The following is a 24,927-nucleotide window of genomic DNA, read 5'->3' on the forward strand; positions in this document are numbered from 1 at the left end:
GCTTTGGTTGTTCCTTTTGCTTGGGGATCTCTGGCGTGCTTGGTTTTCCGGTTTGGTCTGCTTGTTTGCGTACTATGGTCCCTCTAACACGAACTGGAACATCCTCTCGCGCTATTTCTGAAAAAAACTGTTATCAAGAGTGCGTCTCGCACCTAAGCAGGGCAGTTAATAACCATTAACTCTTAAATATTATTTACATCCATGCCGGCAAGTAGGTCTCGCGAAAGCTGGTAAAGACAGAAAGATTTCGTATTATGAAGCGTTATCTAAAAGACTACTGTCTGACGATAGAAGACGTTGAGATAGGTATCTTCGCATATCTCAAAAATAAATGGAAACGTAAAGACGTTTCATATTTTCTGGCTGAATATTGCATACAGGGGGGCGAGGATATCCACGAAGCAGCTCGCCGCTGCAGAGAGTTAGCCAGAAAAGCAGCTACGAGACATTTTCTTTACGAAACAATACAAAAAATTGCGTATTCGTTATTTATGGAAATTGAGGAGCGAAGAATTGTTTTGAAGCCGATAGAATATCAGCTTCGGTTGGACAAATCCTCAAATAAAATACGTGAAATAGGCATATCGTCTGTCAAACAACAGATATACGATTACGTTGCTGTTACTGTATGTAAAGAAATGTTTATGGCAAAGATAGGATACTATCAATGCGCATCTATCAGTAAAAAAGGACAGGTTTTTGGCAAAACCAGCATTGAAAAATGGTTAAAGACAGACTCGAAGAATTGCAGATATTATTATAAATGTGACATTCGAAAATACTATCCCAGCGTAGATAAAACCAAATTAAAGGGGCTGCTTTCGCGCGATATAAAAAATGAGGACATTCTGTATCTGATATTTACTTTGCTTGATACATATAAAGATGGCTTATGCATTGGGTCTTATCTATCGCAGTATCTGGCAAACTATTACCTGTCTTACGCGTATCATTTTGTTGCGGAACAGTCCTACTCTGTAAGAAGAACAAAAGATGGAACATCTATTCGAGTCAATAATACAAAGCATCAGTTGTATTATATGGACGACATTATTATGTTCAGCAGTAGTAAGAAATTACTTCAACGCGGGGTGAGTGATTTTGAAGATTATATTTCGGACGAACTGTATCTGAGTATAAAGGAAGGAGCAGGAATACATGATACGCGGACAGAAAGTATAGATATGATGGGATATCAGATTTCACCGGATTATACTATCATGCGCAAACGAATATATGACAGAGTGTTCCGTGTTATGCTGCGTGGTAAAAGAAAAAGACATATGGAAAAGTTTTCGGTACATTTTTCACGCAAAGTGCTGGCTTATCATGGATACGCGAAGAACAGCAATCTGTATGCGTTCAGAAACCGACTGAAAATTGACGACACTGTAAACGAAGCAAGAAAGGTGGTACAAGAATATGACAAAAACCATATTCACAGACAAGCCGGATGATTACGGCTATTTCGATCTCGGCAACGGGCTGGCGGATGTGATTATCCGACAGTTTGACCATGAAGAAACAGATACCGAGGGGAACCGGGTTTATATTTACAATACCAATGAATTCCGGGTAGGAAAAGACGCGATTACAGAGACGATGGTGGCTGAGAATCCGTTCAAATATCTGGATTATGTTGTTCAGAAGCCAGCATCGGATTCCGCGCGATTAAATGCTCTGGAAAACGCGTTCCTGGAATTATCTGAAACGTTGCTGAACTGAGCAGAGAGGAGTAGTATGTGAGCATAAAACTATTTGACTATCAAAAAGATGCTGTCAAACGACTGCGGACAGGAAGTATTCTATGCGGCGGAGTCGGTTCGGGGAAATCACGGACGGCTCTGGCATACTACTTTATGCAGGAGGGAGGCAGACTCGAACCGTACAAAGATATGCGTCATAAACCGAGACCGAGAAATTTATATATTATCACAACTGCCAGAAAAAGGGACACGCTTGAATGGGAAAAGGAGCTTGTTCCGTTTTTTCTTTCAACACACAAGGAAAAGAACAAATATTATGGAAACGAAGTCGTCGTTGATAGCTGGAATAATATACAAAAATATACCAGCATCAGGGGCGCGTTTTTTATATTTGACGAGCAGCGCGTTATCGGATATGGAGCATGGACAAAAGCGTTTCTGAAAATATGCAGGACAAACGACTGGATATTACTCAGCGCTACTCCGGGCGATAAATGGGAAGATTATATTCCGGTGTTTATTGCAAATGGCTTTTATAGAAACAAAACGGAGTTTAATCGGGAGCATATCATATTCAGCCAGGCTGCCAAATTTCCGAAAGTGGAACGCTACGTGAATACTGGAAGACTCGTTCGGTTAAGAAACACGATTCTTGTGGATATGGACTTCTCCAGAAAAACAATAGCGCATCACGAAGATGTAATATGCCAGTATGATGTTGCAAAGTACAAGGCAGCAATCCGTACCCGATGGGATGTTTTCAAAAATGAACCAATCCAACAAGCAAGCGGGCTGTGTTATGTTCTGCGCAGAATCGTGAACGAAGACGTTTCCCGACAGGTCGCGTTGCTTGAATTGTTCGAGAAGCATCCGAGAATGATAATTTTCTATAATTTTGACTATGAACGGGAGATTCTTCTGAATCTGTATTACGGAAAAGATGTCTCTGTTGCGGAATGGACTGGACATGCCCATCAGCCGATACCGACAACGGATAGCTGGGTATATCTTGTTCAGTACACCGCTGGCGCAGAGGGGTGGAACTGCATACGGACGGATACGATTGTATTTTATTCTCAGAACTATAGTTATAAAGTCATGCAGCAGGCATGCGGGAGAATAGACAGGCTGAATACGCCGTTCACAGATTTATATTTTTATCATCTGAAAACACGAAGCGGAATCGACCTTGCAATCAGCAAAGCTCTGGAGCAGAAGAAGAAATTTAATGAGCGAAAATTTGCTGGGCGGTATGGTACAGACGTGTAAAAAACACAGACTATTATGAAAAAAAAACAATTTTATACAAGGAGGATTTGATTATGAGTAACAACTATACTAAGAAAATCGCAGAGCTTGAGGCAGAATTGAATAAATGCGAAGCCGAATTGCTGGCGACAAGGGCACGTTGCGAGAGCCTTCATAAACGAAGAAGGTATATTAAACAGAAACTTGACAATGTCGTGGAAGAAGCAAGAAAAACTCGAATGGAAAGGGGGAGCGATTATTTCAATCCGATGACCGAAACGGAGATTATTGCTGTGATTTTATCGGATGGGTGTATATCCGGAATAAAATTGTAGGGTGTAAGAAGGCGGATTTGGCGTAATGGATGCTGGGTCTGCCTTTTTGTTTTCTCCAGACCGGATATCGCGTAAAAAACAGGCTGTATTATGAAATAAAATCTAAGGAGGAATGCTTTATGAAAGACGCATTTATGAAAACTTTTGGAGGAACTATGGGTGTGATAGTAGGCTTTGTAGCCGGAATAACGGTGTCGGCAAATTTTCTTTTCGGGAAGGGAGAGGCGAAATGACAAATACGGTAAAAGATGTGCTAAATCAAGTAAAAGGGATGTCGCAAAACATAGTAAGAACAGCGATACCCATATTATTATATGGAACTTATACATATCTCACGCAAAATAATCGTCGACACGAAGACCGGGCAATCGCTTTTAAACAATCTGACATTTCGGCTGATACTTCATACGGGCGTGCCGCAAGCGCTATTTGTAGCAGTGATATGGATTCATATTATGAAAATAACGCACTCAGAGCGTTGAAAAGAGACGAATCGGATGCATATTACGAAGCGGTTATCGCCATTGCGAACAGCCAGATGAGTTCGTATTACAAAGCTGATGCAATATCTAATCTGTGAGAGTCGGGAGGAGAGAAATGAAATCTATAAACGGTGCAGTAATTGTGAGCTGGAGCTTGACGGACGGGACGGATGATTCTGTATTGATTGTCGGGGAGCAGGTGAATAACAAGATAGAGATATTAAACGCTTTTCAAGGTCGGGAAGCTCATGAGATATATCATAAACTCGTTGACCCAACGGTATCTGTAACACATTATCGGGAGGTGAAGCATGAAACAGCCGAAGAAACTGACTTGTGAGCAGAAAAAATGCCTGGCAGCACATTGTCTAAACTGGCGGGAATGGATGCTTGTCGAGAAAACGGATTTTTACTACCGTATTATTAATAAGAAAACCGGTATAATCAAGAGCGTGGACCGATTTAGGAGGATGTGATTATGAGTGCTTTATATGACCAATATTTAATTCAGCATAGAAAAAACGTAAAACGGGCTTATGGATGGTTTGAAGAAAATCTTCCGGAGATTTTGGGTAGTATAAATACGCATGCGGTAGACATTAGATGTAATCACGATTTTTCTAAAAACTTACCAGATGAATATAGCGCTTATGATGCATATTTTTATGGGGGAAATCGTTCCTATGAGGTTGTACGAGACTACTATAGAGCCTGGCTGTTACATCTCCACAGAAATCCACACCATTGGCAGCATTGGATTCTGATTAATGACGACCCCGAAGAAGGTACGATTGTCTTGGAGATGCCGTACCGTTATATTATCGAGATGATTTGCGATTGGTGGTCGTTTAGCTGGGCAAAAGAGAAACCGGAGGAGATATTTGCCTGGTATGACGAGCATTCCAAATATATGACGCTTCATCCTAGAACGAGAAAAACGATTGAACATATTTTGACGAAGATGAGGCAGAAGTTAGATGAGAAAACGGATACAGTCTCTTGATATTGGCGAGCGTTTCGTGTTAGAATTTTGGAGCAGGGAGGGAATGGGAAAATGCACAGGATTTTAAAGAAAGTCGGAAGAGGTATCAAAGAATTTATGGATGAAAAACTTCGAGCTTGTCAAGAACTGTTAATTTCTGCCCAGAACAGATTGATAATTGGACTTGTTATGGTCGGCGCTGGTGCGGGATTGATTGCGTCAGTGTACATACGTGCGCCTAAAGAATAACCTGCCGAAAAAAAAAACAACTTCATAGCATCACTGATAAACCCATGAGCACTAATGGCTTGTGGGTTTTTCTTTTTGAAAGGGGGATCATAAATGGATATTCTTTTAGCGCTTCTTCCAATTTTAGTTATATCTATACTTTATAACTGTGTAAGAAACGCGATGCGCAAGCATATGCAATATGTTTTTATGTACTGCCCCAAATGCGGGAATGAATTGATTAAAAACGGAGTCGTTCTTGAACCAGGAAGAGATACTGTAAAGTATATGTGCAATAGATGTGGAGTCATATCCTTTTGGGATATCGCTCATTATCCTGTTCCGGTTATAAGAACGTGTGCTGATTGTGTGCATATGAAACTTAATAATTGTGGAGAAGCAGTCTGTGAAGAAAATTGCTCTTCGAATACCCAGACATGTTTTGAATATCGAAGCTGTAAAGCGGAAGGAGAAAAGAATGGATAATTTAAAAGCAAACAAAATTATTGCAGTAGATTTTGACGGGACTTTATGTGAGAACAAATATCCGGAGATTGGAGAGCCGAGGAGGAACGTGATTGACTACGTTAAAACGAGACGTGAGCACGGAGATAAAATTATTCTTTGGACATGCCGTGTTGGCGAAATGCTTGAAAATGCTGTGAAATGGTGTGCGGAACGCGGGTTGAAATTTGATGCTGTTAATGCGAATCTGCCGGAAGTCATAGAATCATTTGGTGGCGACACCCGGAAGATATTTGCGAACGAGTACATAGACGACAGAAATTATCCGTGTCGTATTGACACTGTGACAAATGTTCTTTATGTTTGTGACGCCAAAAAGTGTGGTGATATCTGTCCCGATAAAGATAAAACATGTAGACATACGTCAGATATAACGCATGCCAAGAATTTTACAGAAGGTGATTACGGTTACTACTGGGAAACAGACGCGACTGCGGAAAATGATTCCGATGTGTTAAGACAGATTTTAAACACGGTGCACGGACGTGATTCTGCAGAATTTTTGGGAAAACTCGTCGACGTTGTGGAGGATTGGCTGGCATATAAGGGGATAACGGCTGACGATGTTCCAAACGAAGAAAGAACTGATGCCGAGAATGAAGCAATTATATGCGGGGAGGATTACGATTTACTTGCTGAGGGATTCAGAACGGTAATCCATTCGGGACTGATTCCGAAAACGGAAGAAAAATGCGAAAAATCCAGTATGGAATCATGGGCAGAAAGGGAGGTAGAGATTGCCTGCGAGCGAGAGAACCCGGACAGAAAACCTGGGAAATGGGATTATGGATGCGCCTGCCACGAAAGTGCGCTGAAAGCATTCCTAAGCCTTCTTGAGGATGGGCATAGTGGATTAAGTATTTCAATAACGAAACAGATACTCAATCGGTTAATTGACGGGAAGCCACTGACTCCCATTGAAGATACTGATGATATTTGGGAGTTTGCGTACCGTATAGGTCTGAGCGAGGGGGAACCGGGTTTCAGTGCCTATCAATGTAAAAGAATGAGTTCTTTATTTAAAACGGTTTATACCAACGGGACTGTGAAATATGAAGACAATAACCGGTGCTGTGGGGTAGATGTAAACAGTCCCGACGTATCGTTCCATAATAAGCTGATTACAGATGTGGTCGACGACATGTATCCAATCACGATGCCGTATTGTCCGGAAGATAAACCGTTTGTGGTATATCGCGAAGACTTCCTCACAGATGCCAAAAATGGAGACTACGACACTGTCGCATTCCTTTATCTGACAAAGCCGGACGGAGAACGCGTTGAGATTAATCGATTCTTCAAAGAAGACAAGGACGGTCGTATGTGTGAGATAGGGTTTGAAGAATTTGAAGAGCGCCGGAAAATGCATGAGGAGCGTCTGTGGAATCTGAAAATTGAAAAATTGGAATCTATTTTCGGCTTCAAATTCTACGATTGGCAAAAACGATATTTAAAAGGGGATGATATGGCGATATACGGACGAGGGCGAGGGAGTGGAAAAACGTTTATTTATTGTTTAAGAGTGTTATTGGAAGAAAGAGCCGCTTTTAGATTGGCGGATTTCAGAAGTATCAGAGATAAGCGAGGAAAGTTCTTAACTGACGTGGACTGCCGCGAAAGAGACCACCTTATTCTGCTTTTGCATAGCTTACAGACGATAAACGCCAAGCTCGTTAGTGCCGGTTTTAAGACAAATTTGATATTGGATGGTGAAGAAGAATGAACCGAAGTGCTTTCATCAAGGGTCTGAACAGTAATATTCGGCTTTCTGAAAAAGAACGCCGGAGAATAATTCGTAGAAGCCTTGAAAAATATCCGTGGAAGCTGAAATGCACTGTTGCGATGGAAGAATTCGCGGAGCTGCAGCAACAGGTTAGTAAACAGATTCGTGGATACGGAGACCAACTTGGACTCTTAGAAGAGATGGCAGATGCTTATATTTGTCTTCGCTTTCTGGAGTCCATTTTTAATGTTACTGAAGGGGAGCTGCAGAAGGCTATTGATGTAAAATTGCAGAGGGAAAGGGGAAATCTATGAAAATATTCATTGTCGGTTCGACAAGTAGGGCGGCAGATATCGATGGTGTAGCTTGTAAACTACGTAAAGCTGGACACGATGTTGACTACGTAATAAAACACGAAGGCGAAGCATTACTTACTCTCATGGAGGATGCCTTCTGGAAGATAGCTGTATCCGATATGGTCGTGGTGGTCAGAAATGCAGACGGGAGTATTAGAGAGCTGATGCGATATGGGGTGAGTATGGCTGTCCGTCTTGGAAAGCCAGTGTACATCTGCGGAAGTGATCGGGAGGACCAAACATGAATCTCAGACAGAAAAATAAACGGTTAAAGCGAGAACTGGAGTTGCTGAAGAAACAGACGATTAAACCGGAGATTATTCGACAAAGGGCGGATGTTATCCGGCTATACGGTAGTTACAAATTTACACAGACGGTAATTGAGAATGTTCCAGAAGAAGTTATAAAAAGGGCTGCAGCAAAGCCTTTATTGGAAACTGTTATGCCATACATTCATTTCGACAGATACCTGGATTATAGTGATGGGAACTATGTGGTAGAAGCCAGTTTGTCTGTAGTGAAGGAGGACTGATATTGGTATGAAAAACCGAAAATGCATATTAATTCTGGCGGTATTAGCTGCTTTCTTATTAACGGGCTGTAGTTCTGACTTTTTCGAACCAGTTTTTACAAACCATCGTTTCGAGTGTGTAGGCTCCCTTGATGATATTGATATTCCGATGGATCATGACGACTACGTCTATCAGATACGCGACACTGAGACTGGCGTAAATTATATTTGCATAGCCGGGCATTACAGAGCCAGTATTTGTCCGATGTACGACGCTGATGGACAGGTTGTCGTGACTAATTGAGGGGGATTGATTATGAGTAAATGTCCGCAAGAAGCTAAGGCTTTAAGGTGGGTGTCTAACATGTTTCCATTAACGCAAATTCCTATGGACGAAACAGATAGGATGTCAAATGCGATACATGTTTACTGTAAAGCCGGTGCCACAAAAATAGAAAAGTTGCAGGAGCAAGTTGACATGTTGGAGGAATGTATTCGGCGTTTGGAAGGGGGGAGTAACAATGATTAAAATTGAAAATGTAGAGGTGGTTGGCTGGGAGGCTGCCATCAGAGGGATGCGGAATCCCATGAATTCGTGGAAGAAGAGTGATAGTGAGTTCATTACTTCATACGAAAATCTTATCGGAGATAATGACCACGACCTTATGATGCGACTTGCGAATGGCGGTCCGGTTCACGCGAAGTACAGACGGATGATTGTGGTGTATCTGGACATCACTGCTCCGTTGTATTGGTGGAAAGAATTCGACACATATAAGGTTGGTACGGTCGCTAATAGCTGCAGTACGATGCACAAAATTGCTGAGAAGGAGTTTGAATGGTCTGATTTTAGTACAGAGCATCTTTTTAACTTCGGAATGTGGGGAGAGCCGTTTACGGACGCGGATGCTGTCTATGCACCGGCAAAAACCATGAAGTGTGTTATATCAGCACTTAATGGCGCGAGGAATAGATATTTTGATTATAAATCTCGTGGAAAAGAATGGGAGCCGCTTGCGAAACAGGCTTGGTGGCAGATGATTCAGCTTCTTCCGAGTTCCTATAACCAGAAGCGGACAGTGATGCTGAATTATGAAGTTCTTGCCGGTATCTATCCGATGAGAAAGAATCACAAGCTGGATGAATGGCATCAGTTCTGTGAATGGATTGAGGACTTGCCCTATTCGGAGATTATCACAGGAGGTGATGTAGAGTGACCTTAAGAGATTTGGCTCCTTTGATTAAATGCAATGATTTACAGCTAGTGTGTGACGGAGAAGAATTATGCTTAATAAGAAATGGCTATATCGAGGGCACGTTTTCCGAGAAGTATCTTAGTATGGTGGTGGACTATATCGAAAATGATGAAAGTGTACCGGATACTATTATTGTTCATGTAGGAGGTGTGGATTGATGGAAATTGCAAAAGAATATTTATGTTCAGACTGTATTCATCGCGACGTATGTTTTTACAAAGCTACGTTTCGCGATGTGGAGGAGCAAATCAGTACTATGGTCGTGAGTGTTCCTGAAGGGAAATATCGAGTCGACGCTATACCGTTTGTGTCTTCAGTAGGGCTGAACTGTAAACATTATGGGAATACAACGAAATCATTAATCGACAGGAGGGCGCGCTGAATGAGGAAGGAAACGTTTAGAGTGGATATTATTGATATGCTGTCTTACGATGCCGGATATGCCGCGGGTTATGCCGATGGGACAACGGATGGAGTTGAGTATGGTTATAATGCCCGTGTGCTGCAGCGTAGTCCGAGGAGAAGGTACGATACAGCTACTCGCGAAAAGCAGTTATATTTTATGAAGCAGAGGGTTCTTGGTATACTGAGCGTGCTGGTTGCAATACTTGCCTATCTGCTTATTCCAGATGGAGGGACGCTGATCGCGGTGGCGGCTGGGGTGCCCGGTATGTGTTTGATATTTACCAGACGGATGGTTCTGGTGGATGATTACTGGCATAAATGCATGGGAAAAATTGATAAAAATCGGCAGCATTTTTGACGTAATTTTCCGCCCAAAAATAAAAATAAAAGTGGGCAAAAAACGGGCAGCGCCCACTTTTGGTCAAAAAGTGTGAAGAAATTCGGGTGTAAAAGTGGGTTTAATTGCATAAAAAAGTGGGCGTTTTTGACCAAAAACCCACTTTCTGCCCACTTTTGAAAACGTTTTTGACCACGAAAAACCCATTATTTATGCGGGTTTCCGGACTTTTCGCCCAAAAACCCACTTTTTTTCTTATTAACCTTAAAAATTAAAAAAAAAAAATAAAATAATAGTAATTGGCGAAAAAAAATGGGTTTTTGACCAAACGCAAATTTTTCGTCAAATCTAGATTAAAAATTGATGCGGCAGATGGTTATTGCGATTGATATTTTCTGACGCGCAAATAACATGCTGTTTAATGAAAAAAAATATTTAAGGAGGATTCAACTATGAATGTGAAAGAGAAACTGAATGAAGTAAAAACGGAGGTGAGAGAATACTGGGCTGAAAATAAATGGAACTATATTTTCTACGGAGCTGGGCTCGCAATCGGTTTGGGATATGGAATTTATGCTGGGCAGCGAACGGTGGTTCCTTTGACAACGTGGAAGGCACGAAAAATAGTTAAGACTACATTTTCGGGGATACCAAAAGGGACCGAAGTTGGACTGTCCGCAAGCTGGTTTAGACCTCTCAAAACTGAGGAACTCGGTGAATTAGGGAAAGCCATAATCGCAAGCGGAGAGTCACCTTCAAGAAAACATTACAGATGTCTTCTCATAGGAGAACCAATTAAATAACACACAAAAAAAAAGACAGCAACGGGGTTCTGGGTTATCCAGACCCTTTTGTTGTTTTCGAAAATATATCTGGCTATTTTAAAATTCGCGAAAAAAACACGCCCTGTTATGAGGAGAAGATAGAATGGTTATTTTTATACCGTTTTGTCTTTATTTTTTTTTTTATCGACATTATAGGTTACTGGAAGAGGTACGAAACATGTTAGAAAGCAAATTCCAGTCCAGGCTGATAAAAGATGTAAAAAGTCTGTTTCCCGGCTGCATTGTCACAAAAAGCGATTGCAATTATATCCAGGGAATCCCGGACCTTTTGATTCTGTACGGAAGCAAGTGGGCGACGCTGGAATGCAAACAAAGCTTGCGGGCAAAGAAGCAGCCTAATCAGTCTTACTATGTAGACAGGATGAACGAGATGTCTTTTTCGCGCTTTATCTGTCCCGAAAATAAGGAACAGGTTTTGGAGGAACTTAGTTTATATTTTGCAAACTAGAAGGAGCGGAATTATGCAATTTAATCAGCATACCAAACTGAACGGTCTGCACGCACCATTCTCGCCAAGTCAGCCGTACTGGCTCAGATACGATGATGAAAAAGTGATGGAAGTGTACCAGAACCGTAAAGCAGCAGAAATGGGAACCCGGTTACATTCCTGGGCGAAACAGACAATCGATTTGAGAATCAAGCAGCCTCGTAAATCCAAGAAAACAATCTATGCGTACGTAAACGACGCTATAGGTTACCAGATGGATACCGAGGTTGTTTTATTTTATTCGGAACGTTTCTTTGGAACTGCCGACGCAATCTCTTTTCGTAACAACCTGCTTAGGATTCATGATTTGAAAACAGGTAAAGCTCCGGTACATATGGAACAGCTCATGGTTTACGCAGCTCTTTTCTGTCTGGAATATCGCATACGTCCGGGTGACATCCATATCGAGTTACGAATCTATCAGAATGACGGAATCATTGTTCATAAGCCGGAGGCAGATGAGATAGCGCCGATTATGGATAAGATTATTCATTTTAATAAGATTCTTGAAAGAGCTGATGAGGAGGTAACGGTATGAATCCTATAGCGGAAGAAATTGCATCATACTACGGTATTGCGAATTTCATCAACGCGCTTGAGCATTATGGAATGCCACGGAGAAGTGGTCGTTATCCGTGGGGCAGTGGAGAAAACCCGTATCAGCATGGAAACGATTTTCTCGGTCGTGTTGCAGAATTGAAAAAGAACGGATGGACAGAGACTGCGGAGAACATCAAAAAAGAATTCGGTCTCACTACCAAAGAATACCGGAATGAAAAAGCGTGGGCTAATTATGAGCGGCGTTTATATTTGGTCGAGCGGGCTAAGTCTATGCAGTCTGACGGCAAAGGAGCAACTGCTATCGGTAAAGAAATGGGGCTGTCCGAGTCAACGGTTCGTTCTTTGCTGAACCCGAAATCTGAGGAGCGGATGCGGAAGGCTAAGGAAACTGCCGACTTTTTGAAGCAGCAGGTGAAAGAGAAAGGCATGATAGACGTCGGGCGAGATGTCGAGCGGGAACTTAACATATCTAAGGAACGTCTGGACATGGCTTTATACAGTCTGCAGCGTGAAGGATATATTGTCGTCGGAGGACGAATGGATCAAGTTACGAATCCGACACAGAAAACGACTCTGAGAGTTCTTTGTCCGCCTGGAACACCTTATAAGGTGAACGAAAAAGGAAACATCGTATCCAGTGCGGTTTACGACCTGGATAAAATTCACTCTGTTAAAGAGTATATTTCGAGAGACGGTGGAACGACTTACGAAAAGAAATTTCACTATCCCGAAAGCCTGGATTCTAACAGGCTGATGATTCGATACAAAGAGGACGGCGGCAGTGATATGGATGGTCTTGTCCAGCTTCGCCGCGGAGTTCCGGATTTGTCTCTGGGTGAATCGCGTTATGCCCAGGTTCGTATCATGGTTGACGGCACACATTACATAAAAGGGATGGCTGTGTATTCGGACGACATGCCAGACGGGGTTGATGTCATATTCAATACAAACAAAGAAGCCGGAACTCCGATGAAGAAAGTTCTGAAAGAGATTAAGCCGGACCCGGATAATCCTTTTGGTTCTCTTATCAAAGACGCGGATCAAGGAGGACAATACTGGTATGACGACCCCAAAACGGGAAAAAAGAAACTCGGCTTGATTAATAAGAGAGCAGATGAAGGCGACTGGACTGAATGGGCGGACGCGTTGCCATCCCAGTTTTTGGGTAAGCAGCCACTGGCTCTCGCCAAGAAACAGCTCGACCTTGCGAAAGCTGACAAGCGTGCTGAGCTGGAAGAAATATGCTCGTTGACTAATCCGACTGTGAAAAAGTATTGGCTGCAGAAGTATGCGGATGAGTGCGATTCGGCTGCTGTGCAGTTAAAGGCGGCGGCTCTTCCCGGACAGAAGTACCACGTAATTATTCCGGTTAATACGTTACGAGATAATCAAGTATATGCTCCCGGTTATCCGGAGGGAACCAAACTGGCACTTATCCGGTATCCTCATGGCGGAACGTTTGAAATTCCCATCTTGACGGTCACTCATAAGAATCGGCTTGGCGAGAAGTTTATAGGAAAAACCAGCATTGATGCGGTTGGTATCACGAAAAAAATCGCGGACCGTTTGTCCGGAGCCGATTATGATGGGGATACCGTGATGACTATTCCTACCCACGACAAAGCAGGAAAGGTGAAAATTGCGAATCAGGATCCATTGGAAGGATTAGAAGGTTTTGACCCTAAGATGCGTTATGGGGCAGACAAAGTTGAAACTGATTCGGATGGTAAAACCCATTATTACCGCAACGGGCATGAGTACCGGATAATGGGTGACACGCAGAAGCAGATGGGCGTGATTTCGAATCTGATAACAGACATGACTTTGGGTGGCGCGTCTACTGATGAACTCGCGCGCGCGGTTCGGCATTCAATGGTGGTTATCGATGCTGAAAAGCACAAACTCGATTATAAAGCCAGTGAAATAGAAAACAATATCGCTGCACTTCGAAAAGAATGGCAGGTAAAGACTGACGATGACGGTAATGTCATTGGTTATGGCGGAGCGTCAACCATTCTGTCACGCAGCAAGGGTGAAGTGTCGGTACCAAAGAGACAGGGGACCCCGGTTGTCAATATTAAAGGCTCGAAGAACTATGATCCAAGCCGACCGGAAGGTGCTGTTCTTTATAAGACTGCAGATGATTTGTATTATCCGGTAAGGAAAATGGATAAAAGTACGGGCATGGTAACACTGCAGACTATTGATGGGAGGAAGGTTACCTATAATGTCAATGATAAGACAGCCCGTGCTATGTACGAACCGGTGGAGAGGAAAGACCCGAAGACCGGGGCGGTGTCATTTACAAATCGTGAAGGCAACATCGTTTATAAGACGGACTATCGGAAACAGCAGAGCACCCGGATGGCTGAGACAGACGACGCCTATAGTCTGGTATCTTCCAAACGGCATCCTATGGAGCTTCTTTATGCCGACTATGCCAACGCCATGAAGGCTATGGGGAACGAGGCACGTATCGAGATGATGAATACGGGGAATCTCAAGTACGATAAGAAGGCTAGGGATACTTATCAGACCGAGGTGGCATCACTGATGTCTAAGCTGAACACTGCCCTGCTCAATGCGCCAAGAGAGCGTGAGGCTCAGAGACTGGCAAACGTTGAGGTCGCTGCTAAGAAAGAGGCTGCCAAAGCTAATGGTACCGAGCTTAAATCGAGCGAGATAAAGAAGATAAGTCAGCAGGCGCTCAGTAAGTATCGCCAGGAAGTTGGCTCTGTATCGAGAAGAGACCGTTCGATATCGATTACTGATAAAGAATGGGAAGCAATACAGGCTGGCGCTGTCACGGAGAATGTTCTGAAACGGATACTGGATAATGCAGACGCAGATAATCTGAGACAACGCTCCATGCCGCGCACAACAACCCAGTTGAGCCAGGCACAAATCAACAGAATAAAAGCGATGAGTGCTTCGTATACAATCGCTGAGATTGCTGAGAAACTTGGCAAATCACCATCAACCATCCAGAAGTATTTGAAGGGAGTGAACTGACGATGGCAAGTGTATGTTGTTTGACCACATTCGATAATCCTTTTGATCCATTTGAGCAGTTCGTTGACTGGTGGCTGTTTGATACCGAAAAAGGTTACGACACTTGTGGTTTATTAGCAAGAACAGTAAAAAGCGCTGATGATTCTACAGAAAAAGAAGAATATGAGGAAATTGAACGCGCGATTGATGCGATCATTCAGAATGATTTCATGAACATCTATAAAAAAGTCAAGAAACAAGAGAAGAAAGCTTCATAGATGTGGTGAGTACCAGAAAAGGTATAGGGGGAGGGTGTCAAAAATACACCCCCTCCCCGCATCGCGGCGGTCTTCAAAATTTCTCCGGAGGGATTTTTCCAGGGAAGTTTATATTTTTTCACACTCTTCAGACGGCATTTCCAGATACAAAACGGCACGTAACCGTAAACCCCTGGTGTTTTCTTATTTGCTTCCCTCAAGATGTATAAAATCGCCGCCGCGTATCCGGGAATGTCGTCTGAAAAGTATGATGCAATTAGGTGAAAGCGTAAGTGTAAGGGGTGAACAGAAATGGCAAGAGCCAAGAAAACGGAAGAGGTGCGTAAAACCAGACCACCTTTGACACCGGAAGCACGGGAAAGCCAGTTGATTTCGTTTGCCTTGGATGAAGTTGAGAAACGGATACGGGACGGAACTGCCTCATCGCAGGTTCTTACCCATTTTTTAAAGCTTGCATCAAGAAACGAGCAACTGAAGAATGAACGGCTTGAAGAAGAAAACAAGATGTTAAGAGCAAAGACAAAAGCACTGGAAGCGAGTGTTGATTCGGGAGAGCGATATGAAGCGGCATTGCGAGCGTTCCGGGAATACAGTGGACAGGCAGGACAGGAATATTACGAAGATGATGAGAACTTACAGTGATTTAATAAAACTGCCGACTTTCGAAGAAAGATTCCGTTACCTCAAAATATACGGAAGAGTTGGCGAGGATACTTTCGGTTTCAGTCGGTATCTGAATCAGATTTTCTATAAGTCGGACGAGTGGAGGAGAATCCGAGACGCAGTGATTCTGCGGGACAATGGGTGTGACCTTGCGATGAGGGATTGGGAAATCCGTGGACGAGTTTACGTTCATCATATGAATCCGATAACTGAACAGGATATTTTAGAGCATAGTGCTTTTCTGTTTGACCCGGAATTTCTGATAACCGCCTCCCATATTACCCACAACGCGATTCATTACGGAGACGAGAGTCTCTTGCCCACTGGCTGGACTGAACGAACACGTAATGATACCTGTCCCTGGAAATGTATGTGAGGAGGATTATATGGACGAAAATAACTGCATCGGAATTGTCGTAAACTGTATGATTGCAAATGTGTATAGAACACCGGATATTGGCTCCAGAATCGTGACAATCGCAGAGTGTCTGGAGAAAGTAACGGTCGACCTGGGACAATCCACGGATGACTGGTACAAAGTACAGACTGAAGATGGTGTTGAAGGCTTTTGCATAAGCGAATATATCGCACTGTGTCAGAATTGAGGTGCCGCGTCATGGAAAGTATACTTACTTCTATTAAAAAAATGCTCGGAATACGAGAAGACTATGAGAGCTTCGATGCTGACATCATCATGCATATCAATTCTGTGTTTATGATTCTCAGCCAGCTCGGCGTCGGACCTCCGGACGGTTTTTCTATCAAAGACAAGAGCGTCACATGGGACGAGTATCTGCCCGATTCAGATGAAGAAAAGCTTTCTGCTGTGAAGAGCTATATGGGACAGAAGGTTCGGATGCTTTTCGACCCGCCGACAAGTTCGATTGTGCTGGAGTGTATGAACCGGATTACAAATGAACTCGAATGGCGGCTTATGACGCAGGCAGAAATGGAGGATAAATAGAGTGGAAGAAGACAAAATATTTTATCTGTGTGACGGGCGGGATGAAAATTGCGAAAGAACGCATTGTTACAGAATGGGCGGAGGCTGTCGTCATACGGATAACGTTCGTCATGCCAAGAGTTTTTATGTGCTTATGTACGACGGCAGTTACTGGGAAGACACCTCGTGGAAAAGATTACGGGATAAAGCTCGTCAGAAACTCTGTAACCTCTTTAACCCCATTCTTAAAGCGATTCTCCATATAAACAATTCCAGAATCAGATAGCCAAACAAGATAGATGGAATTGTTGGAACCGTTTACTTTCAACATACCAGCGCGGCTGAGTTCCCAGCATGTGTTATCGACGTCTGATAACGACCAGTTTGGGACTAAGGTGTCGCGGATTAGATTTGAGCCGCCGCAAAGTTTGGCGTCATTTTTGGGTACATTTTCTTTCCGCTTGTCAAGATACTTTTTATAAAGAATGCAGAGTAATTTGTCTGCGTCTTTTGAAAGTTGTGTTCCCATATCAATCCCTCTTTTCATATATAATCTTCTGGAACACAGTATATAGTATCTGGAAGAAGATGTCAATCAATATTTAGTATATTTCGAAAGGAAATTAAGATGAAAACAAAAAAGAAGAAAATAGTAGCATTGATGCTCACTGCGATTCTGGCAGTGACAACGCTTACTGGCTGCACGGAAGCAGACCGCGTTTCGACGAATATATCGACTGAAGCCGACAATTTCAATGTGATTCGTCGGCTGACTGTATGGAACGCAAGGTCGGACCGGGCAATATTCGAGCTGGTCGGAGCATTCTCATTTACTCTGGAAGAAAACCGAATTATAGCCATCGTTGAGACCGGACCGAACGAGTATAAGAAACATTCTGTCGGTTTGAACGAATGGACACTATGGACCGTGGAAGACATCAGCGGCGCAGACGTGGATAAGTATCATTACGAAGTAAATTTCCTCCCGGAGATGATTGTGCCGATTACTTTTACCAGCAAAGACTAGGAGGGAACAAAATGGAGGGCGATGTATTATACCATCACGGAATCAAAGGGCAGAAATGGGGTATCCGGAGATTTCAGAACAAAGATGGCTCTCTCACGGCAGCAGGCAGAAAAAGGCGGGGTGAAGGCGCAGACGGTGGGATTCATCCCGATTATCAAAGTGCTCATGGACGTAAGAGTATAAAAAGCATGAGCGACAGCGAACTTCGACGTCGAAATGACCGATTGCGGATGGAACGCGAATATGCAAAGCTGACCGCGAGACAATCGAAAGGAAAAAAAATAATAAAAACAGTTATAGCCACTGCTGGAACTATTACCGCTGCGGAGAGTGCATATAAAACCTATAGTAGAGTGATAACCAAGGCGCTGGATAAGATTGGAAATTTGAAAATCTAGCGAGGGGGAATGTCAAATGTCTTTATCGAACACGGCAACACCCAAATATTACGGAGAATTTCGCGAAGCAGTTATGCAGGGCAGAACACCGATTAACCGCGAGATCGAAATGGAAATGAATCGAATAGATGCTCTGATAGCAAACCCCGGAGTTTGGTATGATGACCAGCCTATCGAGGGTTTTATTAGTTTCTGCGAAAAAGAACTTACTCTTACGGACGGAAGCGATGTCCATCTGCTGGATTCATTTAAACTGTGGGCAGAATCGATTTTTGGCTGGTATTACTTTATCGTCAAAAGCGTATATGAGCCATATCCGGACGGGCATGGCGGACACTATGTTCGTAAACGGATTAAAAAACGTCTGATAAAAAAGCAATACCTCATTATCGCGAGAAGCGCAGCGAAATCTGTATACGCGTCTTTTATACAGAATTACTTTCTGAATGTGGTCACGACTACCACACACCAGGTAACAACTGCGCCGACTATGAAACAGGCAGATGAGGTATTATCTCCGATACGGACTGCAATAGCCCGGTCCAAAGGTTCGTATTTCCAATTTCTTACAGAAGGTTCCCTACAAAATACGACCGGTTCCAGAGCAAACCGCCAAAAGCTGGTATCCACCAAAAAAGGAATAGAGAATCTTCTTACCGGGTCTTTATTGGAAATACGTCCCATGAGTATTGACAAGCTGCAGGGACTTCGTGTGACATGTGCCACGATTGACGAGTGGTTGTCTGGTGATATCCGGGAAGACGTTGTGGGGACTTTGGAGCAGAGCGCAGCTAAAGAACAGAATGCCTCCGGAAACAACGACTACCTCATCCTGGCGATTAGCTCAGAAGGAACCGTCCGTAATGGAGCCGGAGATACCGTCAAAATGGAATTGATGAAAATTCTCAAAAGAGAATATGAGGATATTCATACGTCCATCTGGTGGTACAAGCTGGATTCGATGGCTGAAGTTAATGACCCTGCCATGTGGATAAAAGCAAATCCAAATCTGGGAAAAACGGTTACATACGAAACATACCAGGCGGATGTAGCACGAATGGAGAGTAATCCGGCAGTTCGTAACGATATTCTTGCAAAACGATTTGGAATTCCGACGGAGGGTTATACCTATTACTTCACTTATGAGGAAACGTTACCTCACAAGAAACGTCGGGAATATTGGGGAATGCCCTGCTCACTTGGAGGAGATTTATCGCAGGGAGATGATTTCTGCTCGTTTTCGTTCCTGTTCCCGTTACCGGATGGGTGCTTTGGAATAAAAACAAGAAACTACATAAGTGAATTAACACTGAAGAAGCTTCATCCAGCGTTACGTTCAAAATATGACGAGTTCATAAATGAGGGTAGCTTAATCGTTATGCCGGGCAATATTCTTGATACTATACAGGTATACGAGGAGCTTTACGATTATTTCACTGAGAGAGAATATGATGTCCGCTGCTTTGGTTATGATCCATACAATGCAAAAGAATTTGTCGCGCGATGGGAAACGGAAAACGGACCATTCGGTATCGAAAAAGTTCAACAGGGTGTACGAACCGAATCTGTTCCGCTTGGCGAGCTGAAAAAACTTTCGGAAGAGCGTATGTTGTTGTTTGACGAAGGTATTATGTCCTTCGCAATGGGTAACTGTATCGTCATGGAGGATACGAATGGAAACAGGAAACTACTCAAGAAGAGATACGAAGCGAAAATCGACCCGGTTGCGGCTACGATGGATGCGTTTATTGCGTTCAAGATTAACAGAGAAGCATTTGAATGATCAAAAGTAATAGTCAGAATTGCATTATTTTCCCATATATGATAGTATTAAGTAAATACATTTTATGGAGGAACGAGTTATGAAAAACAAAAGTGCAATGACGATTGCGTTAGTATTTACCGCTTTGAGTTCGATATCGGTGACTGCATCTGACGCAAGTATGTTCGAGTTTGAGAGTAACGGGGACGGAACTTGCATTCTGACCAAATACGTCGGCGAAGATGATGTTGATGTGACGATACCGTCATCGAGCGAAGCTGGCGAGTTGATAAGTGGCATTGGCGAACGAGCGTTTGCGTATGCGGAAATCAATAGCGTATCAATGTCCTCGTTGGAGATGACGATCGATGAGAGAGCCTTTGCATCTTCGGAGATTGAGGAATTGTCGATTACAGATTGTACGCTAGAGATTGACGATAACGTGTTTTCATCTTGCGATGAACTTGAAAAAATAAGCATTTCAAATAGCGAACTAAATATTCAAAAAGATTGTTTTTATTATGCAGGGGACGACGCTAGTCTGTCTATCATTGATTCGACTATTTCATCGGATGACAAATTGTTTTTTGGCGGAAGCTTATCGTCACTCGAAATTAGCGGAAGTACGCTAAATTTAGAAAAAGAAACATTTTCTTGCGTGGATAATTTAAAAACAATATCGATTGCCGACTCTGTTTTTAATTCAGATGAAAAAACATTTTATTACTCTGGAGATAAGGCGGATGTCAGTTTGGCGAATTCTCAGATAACACTTGATGAGAAAGCTTTTTTTGGTAGCGACATAAGAACTTTGACGGTGGAAGGATGTTCTTTTGACGTGGGCGAGGAGGCTTTTTCATGCAGTGAACTGGAAGAAATAATGCTTTCCGGTTGCGGGAGTGTTGATATGGGCGATAAGACATTTTACAGCAACGCTAGACTATCATCGGTGACTATACTCGGCAACAATGAAACGCAGTCAGTCATTGAGCTTGGTGAAAAATGCTTTTTCGGTTGCGGCAAGTTAGAATCTGTTATGATTGGGAACGCTTCTTCAATCGTATTGAATGATGAATTATTTGATTGCTGTGACGAACTTACCAGCGTAACGTTTGGTTCTGGAAATATTCAGTTTGGAGAAGACGTGTTTTCGAGATACAATGATAAATTAAAAATCGATGTTGGCGAAAACAGCTACGATTGCGAAACTATTCAAAGTTTAAGTAATAGCACCATAGTGAGTACGACAGATGCGGTAGCAGATACCATTAATACTGCTGGTAAAGAGGTGTCTGAGCTGGAGACGAATAATTCTTTTGGGGACGAACAGGGGGATGCTGATACTCAGCGGAGCGAAACGACGGACTCAACACCGGATGGCATATCCCCGAAATTTAAAGAAGCGATGGATAGCTATGAAGAATTTTTCGACCAATACGTGGATTTAACTGTCAAAATGGAAAATAATCCCGATGATTTGGGCATCATAGCGGATTATGCCGCATTCATGGCTGACTATGTTGACACAATGCAGAAGTTTGAAGACTATGAAGATTCTGACATGACAGACGCTGAGGCGTTATATTATGCCGAGGTATCACTTCGTATCTCACAGAAACTTCTCTCAGTTTCTACGGACGAATAAACATTAACAGATAAGGCTCTCGTTTGACAACGGGGGTCTTATTTTTATGCCTAAAATTTCATAGAAAACCCGAACAGACGCTGACCAGATTGGTTGGCGTTTTTTTTTGCGCTCGAAAACAGAAAAGGAGGCTGAATTTCAAAATGGGATTGTTTAACCGACTCCGGCGTGGCTGGAACGCCTTTATGAACAAGGACCCGACATGGTGGAGTCGTGAGCAGGGAGCTGCCTATTCGCGTCGACCAGACAGGGTTCATCTGACTGGCGGAAACGAACGGTCGATTGCCACATCTATATATAGCCGTATAGCTCTGGATGTGTCATTGATAGACGTCTGTCACTGTCTTTTAGACGAAAATAACCGGTTTCGTAAGACAGTTGATAGCGGTCTGAACGATTGTCTGACGCTTGCTGCAAATAAAGACCAGACCGCAAGGGCGTTCATACAGGATTGCGTGATGTCCATGCTGGATGAGGGGGTTGTAGCGATTGTTCCTATCGATACAGATGCTGACCCGAACACGTCTGATTCTTTTGGAATCTTTTCGATGAGAACCGGAAAAATCCTGGACTGGTATCCGGATTCCGTGAAAATCCGCGTCTACAACGACCGTACTGGAGAAAAAGAAGACATCGTGATGCTGAAACGGGCGGTATGTATCGTCGAAAATCCGCTTTACGCCGTGATTAACGAGCCGAATTCGAATATGCAGCGGCTGATAAAGAAACTCCGTTTACTGGATGTGACAGACGAAAGAACGGCATCCGGAAAAATGGATTTGATTATTCAGATGCCGTATTCGACAAGAGCACCGATAAAGCAGGCGCAGGCGGAAAAACGAAGAACCGAAATAGAAAACCAGTTGACAAATTCGCAGTACGGGGTCGCGTATATCGACAGTTCTGAAAAAGTTATACAGCTTAACCGTTCGGTTGAGAATAATCTGCTCAAGCATATCGAGTATCTGACAGATATGGTGTTCAGCCAGATTGGTATGACCCAGAGCATACTGAACGGAAGCGCTGATGAGCAGACCATGCTCAATTATAATAACCGGATTATCGAGCCGATTGTTTCGGCAATTACCGGGGAGATGCGCCGCAAATTTCTCAGCGAAGATGCGCGCAAAGAAAGACAGACAGTTATGTTTTTCCGGGACCCGTTCAGACTGGTGCCAGTAAACCAGATTGCGGAAATTGCAGATAAGTTTACCAGAAATGAAATCATGACAAGCAATGAAATCAGACAGGTTATTGGAATGAAGCCGTCGACCGACCCGAAGGCAGACTTGCTTCAGAACAGTAATATCGCACAGCCTGCCAGAGGAAAAGCAGATGCTGTTGCGGAAAAACAGGACGAAAAGGAGGACAAAAATCAAAATGGCAAAAATCGATTGCGACTGTAGCGGATGGGCTACAAAAGCCAATCTCAAGTGCGGTGACGGACAGACCATCATGCCGGGCGCGTTTAAAGATTGCGATGGAATGACTGTACCGGTGTGCTGGGGGCATATTCACGACGATCCGATGCGCGTTCTTGGGCGTGCATTATTAGAGCATAAAGACGACGGTACTTATGCCTATATCGACTTTAACAACACTGAGCAGGGGCGGAATGCAAAAGAACTTGTTCAGCACGGCGATGTATGCTCATTGTCTATCTGCGCAAACAATCTTGTGCGGAAAGGCTCAAGTATCGCAGACGGGGTTATCAGAGAGGTGAGTCTTGTGCTTTCCGGAATGAATCCCGGAGCTTATATCGACACAGTTCTGGATCATGGGGAAGGCTCCGAAGGGGAAGTCATTATCTACACCGGCGAAGAACTGGAATTGTATCATGCCGATTCGATTGATGACGGAAAAACCGATGATGGAAAGACCGACGAGGGGGAAACCGTAAAAGAAGTATTAGAAACACTTACCGAGAAACAGATGAAAGCGGTAGAGGTGCTTGTCGGAACAGCAATCGAAGAGGCGGCTGGAAAAGATGACAGTGGCAATTCCGGCAAAGAGGGAAAAGAGATTAATCATTCAGAAGGAGGAGAAAATCATATGAAATTTAATGTATTCGAGAAGGATAAAGATGGCGGCGAAGCTGTTCTCACCCATTCCGCTGAAATGGAAATTATCGGGATGGCAAAAGACAACACTGTGGGAAGCCTGCAGAAAGCTATGAAACTCTACTATGAAGATAACAAGGATACGCTGAAGCATGGCTTCGAAGACTATGGACAGTTATTCCCGGAGTACGAGCTGCTCGACAAAGGCGAACCGGAACTGCTGGAGCGTGACCAGAGCTGGATTGCGGCTGCGATGAGAAAAATCAGAAAGAGTCCCATCAGCAGAATCCGTACCAGACAGGCTGACGCGCGTATTGCAGAACTGCGTGCAAAAGGTTATCAGAAAAAGGGTGATGAGAAGACTATCACCGGACAGATTAAGCTTCTGAGCAGAACGACAGACCCGCAGACGGTGTATATCAAGGATACGATGCATCGTGATGACATTGTTGATATTACCGACTTTGATGTAGTTGCATATCAGTGGAGATATATGAGACATGTTCTCGACGAAGAGCTTGCCCAGGCAGCGTTGATTGGCGATGGTCGTGATGACGGGGATGCGGACAAGATTCATGAGGACCACATCCGTTCGATTTGGAACGATGCCGAACTGTATACGATGCATGTGGATGTTGACCTGGAAGCAGCTAAAACAAAACTCCAGGGAACAAACACTGGAGCAAACTTCGGCGAAAACTATATTATGACTGAAGCAATTATCGAAGCCGCGTTATATGCCCGCGAAGATTTCAAAGGAACCGGAACCCCGGATTTGTACTGCACACCTCATATGGTAAATCAGATGCTCCTCGCACGCGATTTGAATGGACGTCGGATTTACAATTCCAGAACGGACCTTGCTGCCGCGTTGAATGTCAATGAAATCCATACAGTTGAGCAGTTTGTGGGCAAGACCCGTACAGATGCGAATGGGAATACGAAGAAGCTGCTTGGTCTGTTTGTAAACCTTGCTGACTACACCTTTGGTTCGACCCGCGGGGGCGAGGTTACCAGATTTGAGGACTTCGATATGGATTTCAACCAGTATAAATATATGCTGGAAACGAGATTATCTGGTGGTCTTACCCGTGTTCAGTCGGCTATCGCGCTGGAGGAGCCGGTGACAACTGCGGGCTAAAAAACGGCAATTAGTCGAATAGGAGAAAAATC

At 43.5% G+C, this 24,927-nt stretch carries 33 protein-coding genes; 32 read left to right on the forward strand and 1 reads right to left on the reverse strand.

Annotated features, from left to right (window positions below; all coding sequences use genetic code 11):
• Window positions 1–254 precede the first annotated feature (254 nt).
• The 26 genes from NQ534_RS16665 (at window position 255) to NQ534_RS16785 (ending at window position 16,883) form a co-directional block, all read left to right on the forward strand.
• Complete coding sequence (locus NQ534_RS16665; protein WP_006863325.1) at window positions 255–1,457, forward strand: RNA-directed DNA polymerase; 1,203 nt, start codon at window positions 255–257, stop codon at window positions 1,455–1,457.
• Window positions 1,423–1,725: a hypothetical protein gene (locus NQ534_RS16670; RefSeq protein WP_006863324.1), complete on the forward strand. Its 303-nt coding sequence runs from the start codon at window positions 1,423–1,425 to the stop codon at window positions 1,723–1,725. The genes NQ534_RS16665 and NQ534_RS16670 overlap by 35 nt, the downstream gene beginning before the upstream one ends.
• 17 nt (window positions 1,726–1,742) lie before the next feature.
• Window positions 1,743–2,975, forward strand: a complete 1,233-nt coding sequence (locus tag NQ534_RS16675; protein ID WP_040784509.1) for a DEAD/DEAH box helicase family protein — start codon at window positions 1,743–1,745, stop codon at window positions 2,973–2,975.
• A gap of 53 nt (window positions 2,976–3,028) precedes the next feature.
• Window positions 3,029–3,289 (forward strand): hypothetical protein, encoded by a 261-nt coding sequence (locus tag NQ534_RS16680; RefSeq protein WP_006863322.1) that lies wholly within the window; start codon window positions 3,029–3,031, stop codon window positions 3,287–3,289.
• 229 nt (window positions 3,290–3,518) lie between these two features.
• Window positions 3,519–3,869, forward strand: coding sequence for a hypothetical protein (locus NQ534_RS16685; RefSeq protein WP_006863320.1), 351 nt, complete (start codon window positions 3,519–3,521; stop codon window positions 3,867–3,869).
• 17 nt (window positions 3,870–3,886) lie between these two features.
• Window positions 3,887–4,111, forward strand: coding sequence for a hypothetical protein (locus NQ534_RS16690; protein ID WP_006863319.1), 225 nt, complete (start codon window positions 3,887–3,889; stop codon window positions 4,109–4,111).
• The gene (locus NQ534_RS21925) at window positions 4,083–4,247 is read left to right on the forward strand and encodes a DUF6906 family protein (RefSeq protein WP_006863318.1); all 165 of its coding nucleotides are present in this window, start codon (window positions 4,083–4,085) and stop codon (window positions 4,245–4,247) included. Before NQ534_RS16690 ends, NQ534_RS21925 begins: the two co-directional genes overlap by 29 nt.
• Before the next feature lie 2 nt (window positions 4,248–4,249).
• Window positions 4,250–4,774 carry a DUF5662 family protein gene (locus tag NQ534_RS16695; protein ID WP_006863317.1) on the forward strand — a complete coding sequence of 175 codons (525 nt, stop codon included), beginning with the start codon at window positions 4,250–4,252 and terminating at the stop codon, window positions 4,772–4,774.
• A gap of 51 nt (window positions 4,775–4,825) precedes the next feature.
• A complete protein-coding gene (locus NQ534_RS16700; RefSeq protein ID WP_040784504.1) occupies window positions 4,826–5,002 on the forward strand; it encodes a hypothetical protein in 177 nt (58 codons plus the stop codon).
• A gap of 385 nt (window positions 5,003–5,387) precedes the next feature.
• Window positions 5,388–7,229 carry a hypothetical protein gene (locus NQ534_RS16705; RefSeq protein WP_074680107.1) on the forward strand — a complete coding sequence of 614 codons (1,842 nt, stop codon included), beginning with the start codon at window positions 5,388–5,390 and terminating at the stop codon, window positions 7,227–7,229.
• The gene (locus tag NQ534_RS16710; RefSeq protein ID WP_006863314.1) at window positions 7,226–7,543 is read left to right on the forward strand and encodes a nucleoside triphosphate pyrophosphohydrolase family protein; all 318 of its coding nucleotides are present in this window, start codon (window positions 7,226–7,228) and stop codon (window positions 7,541–7,543) included. Before NQ534_RS16705 ends, NQ534_RS16710 begins: the two co-directional genes overlap by 4 nt.
• Complete coding sequence (locus NQ534_RS16715; RefSeq protein WP_006863313.1) at window positions 7,540–7,830, forward strand: hypothetical protein; 291 nt, start codon at window positions 7,540–7,542, stop codon at window positions 7,828–7,830. The genes NQ534_RS16710 and NQ534_RS16715 overlap by 4 nt, the downstream gene beginning before the upstream one ends.
• Window positions 7,827–8,117, forward strand: a complete 291-nt coding sequence (locus NQ534_RS16720; protein WP_006863312.1) for a hypothetical protein — start codon at window positions 7,827–7,829, stop codon at window positions 8,115–8,117. Before NQ534_RS16715 ends, NQ534_RS16720 begins: the two co-directional genes overlap by 4 nt.
• Before the next feature lie 7 nt (window positions 8,118–8,124).
• Window positions 8,125–8,400: a DUF6440 family protein gene (locus tag NQ534_RS16725; protein WP_040784499.1), complete on the forward strand. Its 276-nt coding sequence runs from the start codon at window positions 8,125–8,127 to the stop codon at window positions 8,398–8,400.
• A gap of 12 nt (window positions 8,401–8,412) precedes the next feature.
• Entirely contained in the window at window positions 8,413–8,625 is a 213-nt protein-coding gene (locus NQ534_RS16730; protein ID WP_006863310.1) for a hypothetical protein, read from the forward strand.
• Window positions 8,618–9,313 (forward strand): hypothetical protein, encoded by a 696-nt coding sequence (locus NQ534_RS16735; RefSeq protein ID WP_006863309.1) that lies wholly within the window; start codon window positions 8,618–8,620, stop codon window positions 9,311–9,313. Before NQ534_RS16730 ends, NQ534_RS16735 begins: the two co-directional genes overlap by 8 nt.
• Window positions 9,310–9,510 (forward strand): hypothetical protein, encoded by a 201-nt coding sequence (locus NQ534_RS16740; protein ID WP_006863308.1) that lies wholly within the window; start codon window positions 9,310–9,312, stop codon window positions 9,508–9,510. Before NQ534_RS16735 ends, NQ534_RS16740 begins: the two co-directional genes overlap by 4 nt.
• 224 nt (window positions 9,511–9,734) lie before the next feature.
• Entirely contained in the window at window positions 9,735–10,115 is a 381-nt protein-coding gene (locus NQ534_RS16745) for a hypothetical protein (RefSeq protein ID WP_006863307.1), read from the forward strand.
• Between the two features lie 431 nt (window positions 10,116–10,546).
• Window positions 10,547–10,897, forward strand: coding sequence for a hypothetical protein (locus NQ534_RS16750; RefSeq protein ID WP_006863306.1), 351 nt, complete (start codon window positions 10,547–10,549; stop codon window positions 10,895–10,897).
• A gap of 199 nt (window positions 10,898–11,096) precedes the next feature.
• Window positions 11,097–11,387 carry a hypothetical protein gene (locus NQ534_RS16755; RefSeq protein WP_040784489.1) on the forward strand — a complete coding sequence of 97 codons (291 nt, stop codon included), beginning with the start codon at window positions 11,097–11,099 and terminating at the stop codon, window positions 11,385–11,387.
• 13 nt (window positions 11,388–11,400) lie between these two features.
• A complete protein-coding gene (locus NQ534_RS16760; protein WP_006863304.1) occupies window positions 11,401–11,964 on the forward strand; it encodes a PD-(D/E)XK nuclease family protein in 564 nt (187 codons plus the stop codon).
• Window positions 11,961–14,999: a helix-turn-helix domain-containing protein gene (locus NQ534_RS16765; RefSeq protein ID WP_006863303.1), complete on the forward strand. Its 3,039-nt coding sequence runs from the start codon at window positions 11,961–11,963 to the stop codon at window positions 14,997–14,999. Before NQ534_RS16760 ends, NQ534_RS16765 begins: the two co-directional genes overlap by 4 nt.
• A gap of 2 nt (window positions 15,000–15,001) precedes the next feature.
• Window positions 15,002–15,256: a hypothetical protein gene (locus NQ534_RS16770; RefSeq protein ID WP_006863302.1), complete on the forward strand. Its 255-nt coding sequence runs from the start codon at window positions 15,002–15,004 to the stop codon at window positions 15,254–15,256.
• A gap of 291 nt (window positions 15,257–15,547) precedes the next feature.
• Window positions 15,548–15,898 (forward strand): hypothetical protein, encoded by a 351-nt coding sequence (locus NQ534_RS16775; RefSeq protein ID WP_006863300.1) that lies wholly within the window; start codon window positions 15,548–15,550, stop codon window positions 15,896–15,898.
• Between the two features lie 407 nt (window positions 15,899–16,305).
• Window positions 16,306–16,524 carry an SH3 domain-containing protein gene (locus tag NQ534_RS16780; protein ID WP_006863298.1) on the forward strand — a complete coding sequence of 73 codons (219 nt, stop codon included), beginning with the start codon at window positions 16,306–16,308 and terminating at the stop codon, window positions 16,522–16,524.
• 11 nt (window positions 16,525–16,535) lie between these two features.
• Entirely contained in the window at window positions 16,536–16,883 is a 348-nt protein-coding gene (locus NQ534_RS16785) for a phage head-tail connector protein (RefSeq protein ID WP_006863297.1), read from the forward strand.
• Between the two features lie 175 nt (window positions 16,884–17,058).
• Here the strand turns inward: NQ534_RS16785 and NQ534_RS16790 are convergent, their stop codons facing one another.
• Window positions 17,059–17,409, reverse strand: a complete 351-nt coding sequence (locus tag NQ534_RS16790) for a hypothetical protein (protein WP_006863296.1) — start codon at window positions 17,407–17,409, stop codon at window positions 17,059–17,061.
• Between the two features lie 81 nt (window positions 17,410–17,490).
• On the opposite strand from NQ534_RS16790, the gene NQ534_RS16795 reads away from it, so the two are divergent.
• The 6 genes from NQ534_RS16795 to NQ534_RS16820 all read left to right on the forward strand — a co-directional run bounded on the left by NQ534_RS16795 (window position 17,491) and on the right by NQ534_RS16820 (window position 24,895).
• Entirely contained in the window at window positions 17,491–17,889 is a 399-nt protein-coding gene (locus tag NQ534_RS16795) for a beta-sandwich lipoprotein (RefSeq protein WP_006863295.1), read from the forward strand.
• 11 nt (window positions 17,890–17,900) lie between these two features.
• Window positions 17,901–18,287, forward strand: coding sequence for a hypothetical protein (locus NQ534_RS16800; RefSeq protein WP_006863294.1), 387 nt, complete (start codon window positions 17,901–17,903; stop codon window positions 18,285–18,287).
• A 16-nt stretch (window positions 18,288–18,303) separates the two neighbouring features.
• A complete protein-coding gene (locus NQ534_RS16805) occupies window positions 18,304–20,070 on the forward strand; it encodes a terminase TerL endonuclease subunit (protein WP_006863293.1) in 1,767 nt (588 codons plus the stop codon).
• 79 nt (window positions 20,071–20,149) lie between these two features.
• Window positions 20,150–21,694, forward strand: coding sequence for a leucine-rich repeat protein (locus NQ534_RS16810; protein ID WP_040784486.1), 1,545 nt, complete (start codon window positions 20,150–20,152; stop codon window positions 21,692–21,694).
• Between the two features lie 143 nt (window positions 21,695–21,837).
• Window positions 21,838–23,100: a phage portal family protein gene (locus NQ534_RS16815; protein WP_006863291.1), complete on the forward strand. Its 1,263-nt coding sequence runs from the start codon at window positions 21,838–21,840 to the stop codon at window positions 23,098–23,100.
• Entirely contained in the window at window positions 23,075–24,895 is a 1,821-nt protein-coding gene (locus tag NQ534_RS16820; RefSeq protein WP_006863290.1) for an HK97 family phage prohead protease, read from the forward strand. Before NQ534_RS16815 ends, NQ534_RS16820 begins: the two co-directional genes overlap by 26 nt.
• The last annotated feature ends 32 nt before the right edge of the window (window positions 24,896–24,927 follow it).

The organism is Marvinbryantia formatexigens DSM 14469 (genome assembly GCF_025148285.1).
In the GTDB taxonomy this organism is placed as follows: Bacteria; Bacillota; Clostridia; order Lachnospirales; family Lachnospiraceae; genus Marvinbryantia; species Marvinbryantia formatexigens.

Excerpts from the sequence above, each read along its gene's own strand:
- NQ534_RS16665 (WP_006863325.1), top strand. The coding sequence starts at position 255 with ATGAAGCGTTATCTAAAAGACTACTGTCTGACGATAGAAGACGTTGAG.
- NQ534_RS16670 (WP_006863324.1), top strand. The coding sequence starts at position 1,423 with ATGACAAAAACCATATTCACAGACAAGCCGGATGATTACGGCTATTTC.
- NQ534_RS16680 (WP_006863322.1), top strand. The coding sequence starts at position 3,029 with ATGAGTAACAACTATACTAAGAAAATCGCAGAGCTTGAGGCAGAATTG.
- NQ534_RS16685 (WP_006863320.1), top strand. The coding sequence starts at position 3,519 with ATGACAAATACGGTAAAAGATGTGCTAAATCAAGTAAAAGGGATGTCG.
- NQ534_RS16690 (WP_006863319.1), top strand. The coding sequence starts at position 3,887 with ATGAAATCTATAAACGGTGCAGTAATTGTGAGCTGGAGCTTGACGGAC.
- NQ534_RS21925 (WP_006863318.1), top strand. The coding sequence starts at position 4,083 with ATGAAACAGCCGAAGAAACTGACTTGTGAGCAGAAAAAATGCCTGGCA.
- NQ534_RS16695 (WP_006863317.1), top strand. The coding sequence starts at position 4,250 with ATGAGTGCTTTATATGACCAATATTTAATTCAGCATAGAAAAAACGTA.
- NQ534_RS16700 (WP_040784504.1), top strand. The coding sequence starts at position 4,826 with ATGCACAGGATTTTAAAGAAAGTCGGAAGAGGTATCAAAGAATTTATG.
- NQ534_RS16710 (WP_006863314.1), top strand. The coding sequence starts at position 7,226 with ATGAACCGAAGTGCTTTCATCAAGGGTCTGAACAGTAATATTCGGCTT.
- NQ534_RS16715 (WP_006863313.1), top strand. The coding sequence starts at position 7,540 with ATGAAAATATTCATTGTCGGTTCGACAAGTAGGGCGGCAGATATCGAT.
- NQ534_RS16720 (WP_006863312.1), top strand. The coding sequence starts at position 7,827 with ATGAATCTCAGACAGAAAAATAAACGGTTAAAGCGAGAACTGGAGTTG.
- NQ534_RS16725 (WP_040784499.1), top strand. The coding sequence starts at position 8,125 with ATGAAAAACCGAAAATGCATATTAATTCTGGCGGTATTAGCTGCTTTC.
- NQ534_RS16730 (WP_006863310.1), top strand. The coding sequence starts at position 8,413 with ATGAGTAAATGTCCGCAAGAAGCTAAGGCTTTAAGGTGGGTGTCTAAC.
- NQ534_RS16735 (WP_006863309.1), top strand. The coding sequence starts at position 8,618 with ATGATTAAAATTGAAAATGTAGAGGTGGTTGGCTGGGAGGCTGCCATC.
- NQ534_RS16745 (WP_006863307.1), top strand. The coding sequence starts at position 9,735 with ATGAGGAAGGAAACGTTTAGAGTGGATATTATTGATATGCTGTCTTAC.
- NQ534_RS16750 (WP_006863306.1), top strand. The coding sequence starts at position 10,547 with ATGAATGTGAAAGAGAAACTGAATGAAGTAAAAACGGAGGTGAGAGAA.
- NQ534_RS16755 (WP_040784489.1), top strand. The coding sequence starts at position 11,097 with ATGTTAGAAAGCAAATTCCAGTCCAGGCTGATAAAAGATGTAAAAAGT.
- NQ534_RS16760 (WP_006863304.1), top strand. The coding sequence starts at position 11,401 with ATGCAATTTAATCAGCATACCAAACTGAACGGTCTGCACGCACCATTC.
- NQ534_RS16765 (WP_006863303.1), top strand. The coding sequence starts at position 11,961 with ATGAATCCTATAGCGGAAGAAATTGCATCATACTACGGTATTGCGAAT.
- NQ534_RS16770 (WP_006863302.1), top strand. The coding sequence starts at position 15,002 with ATGGCAAGTGTATGTTGTTTGACCACATTCGATAATCCTTTTGATCCA.
- NQ534_RS16775 (WP_006863300.1), top strand. The coding sequence starts at position 15,548 with ATGGCAAGAGCCAAGAAAACGGAAGAGGTGCGTAAAACCAGACCACCT.
- NQ534_RS16780 (WP_006863298.1), top strand. The coding sequence starts at position 16,306 with ATGGACGAAAATAACTGCATCGGAATTGTCGTAAACTGTATGATTGCA.
- NQ534_RS16785 (WP_006863297.1), top strand. The coding sequence starts at position 16,536 with ATGGAAAGTATACTTACTTCTATTAAAAAAATGCTCGGAATACGAGAA.
- NQ534_RS16790 (WP_006863296.1), bottom strand. The coding sequence starts at position 17,409 with ATGAAAAGAGGGATTGATATGGGAACACAACTTTCAAAAGACGCAGAC.
- NQ534_RS16795 (WP_006863295.1), top strand. The coding sequence starts at position 17,491 with ATGAAAACAAAAAAGAAGAAAATAGTAGCATTGATGCTCACTGCGATT.
- NQ534_RS16800 (WP_006863294.1), top strand. The coding sequence starts at position 17,901 with ATGGAGGGCGATGTATTATACCATCACGGAATCAAAGGGCAGAAATGG.
- NQ534_RS16805 (WP_006863293.1), top strand. The coding sequence starts at position 18,304 with ATGTCTTTATCGAACACGGCAACACCCAAATATTACGGAGAATTTCGC.
- NQ534_RS16810 (WP_040784486.1), top strand. The coding sequence starts at position 20,150 with ATGAAAAACAAAAGTGCAATGACGATTGCGTTAGTATTTACCGCTTTG.
- NQ534_RS16815 (WP_006863291.1), top strand. The coding sequence starts at position 21,838 with ATGGGATTGTTTAACCGACTCCGGCGTGGCTGGAACGCCTTTATGAAC.
- NQ534_RS16820 (WP_006863290.1), top strand. The coding sequence starts at position 23,075 with ATGGCAAAAATCGATTGCGACTGTAGCGGATGGGCTACAAAAGCCAAT.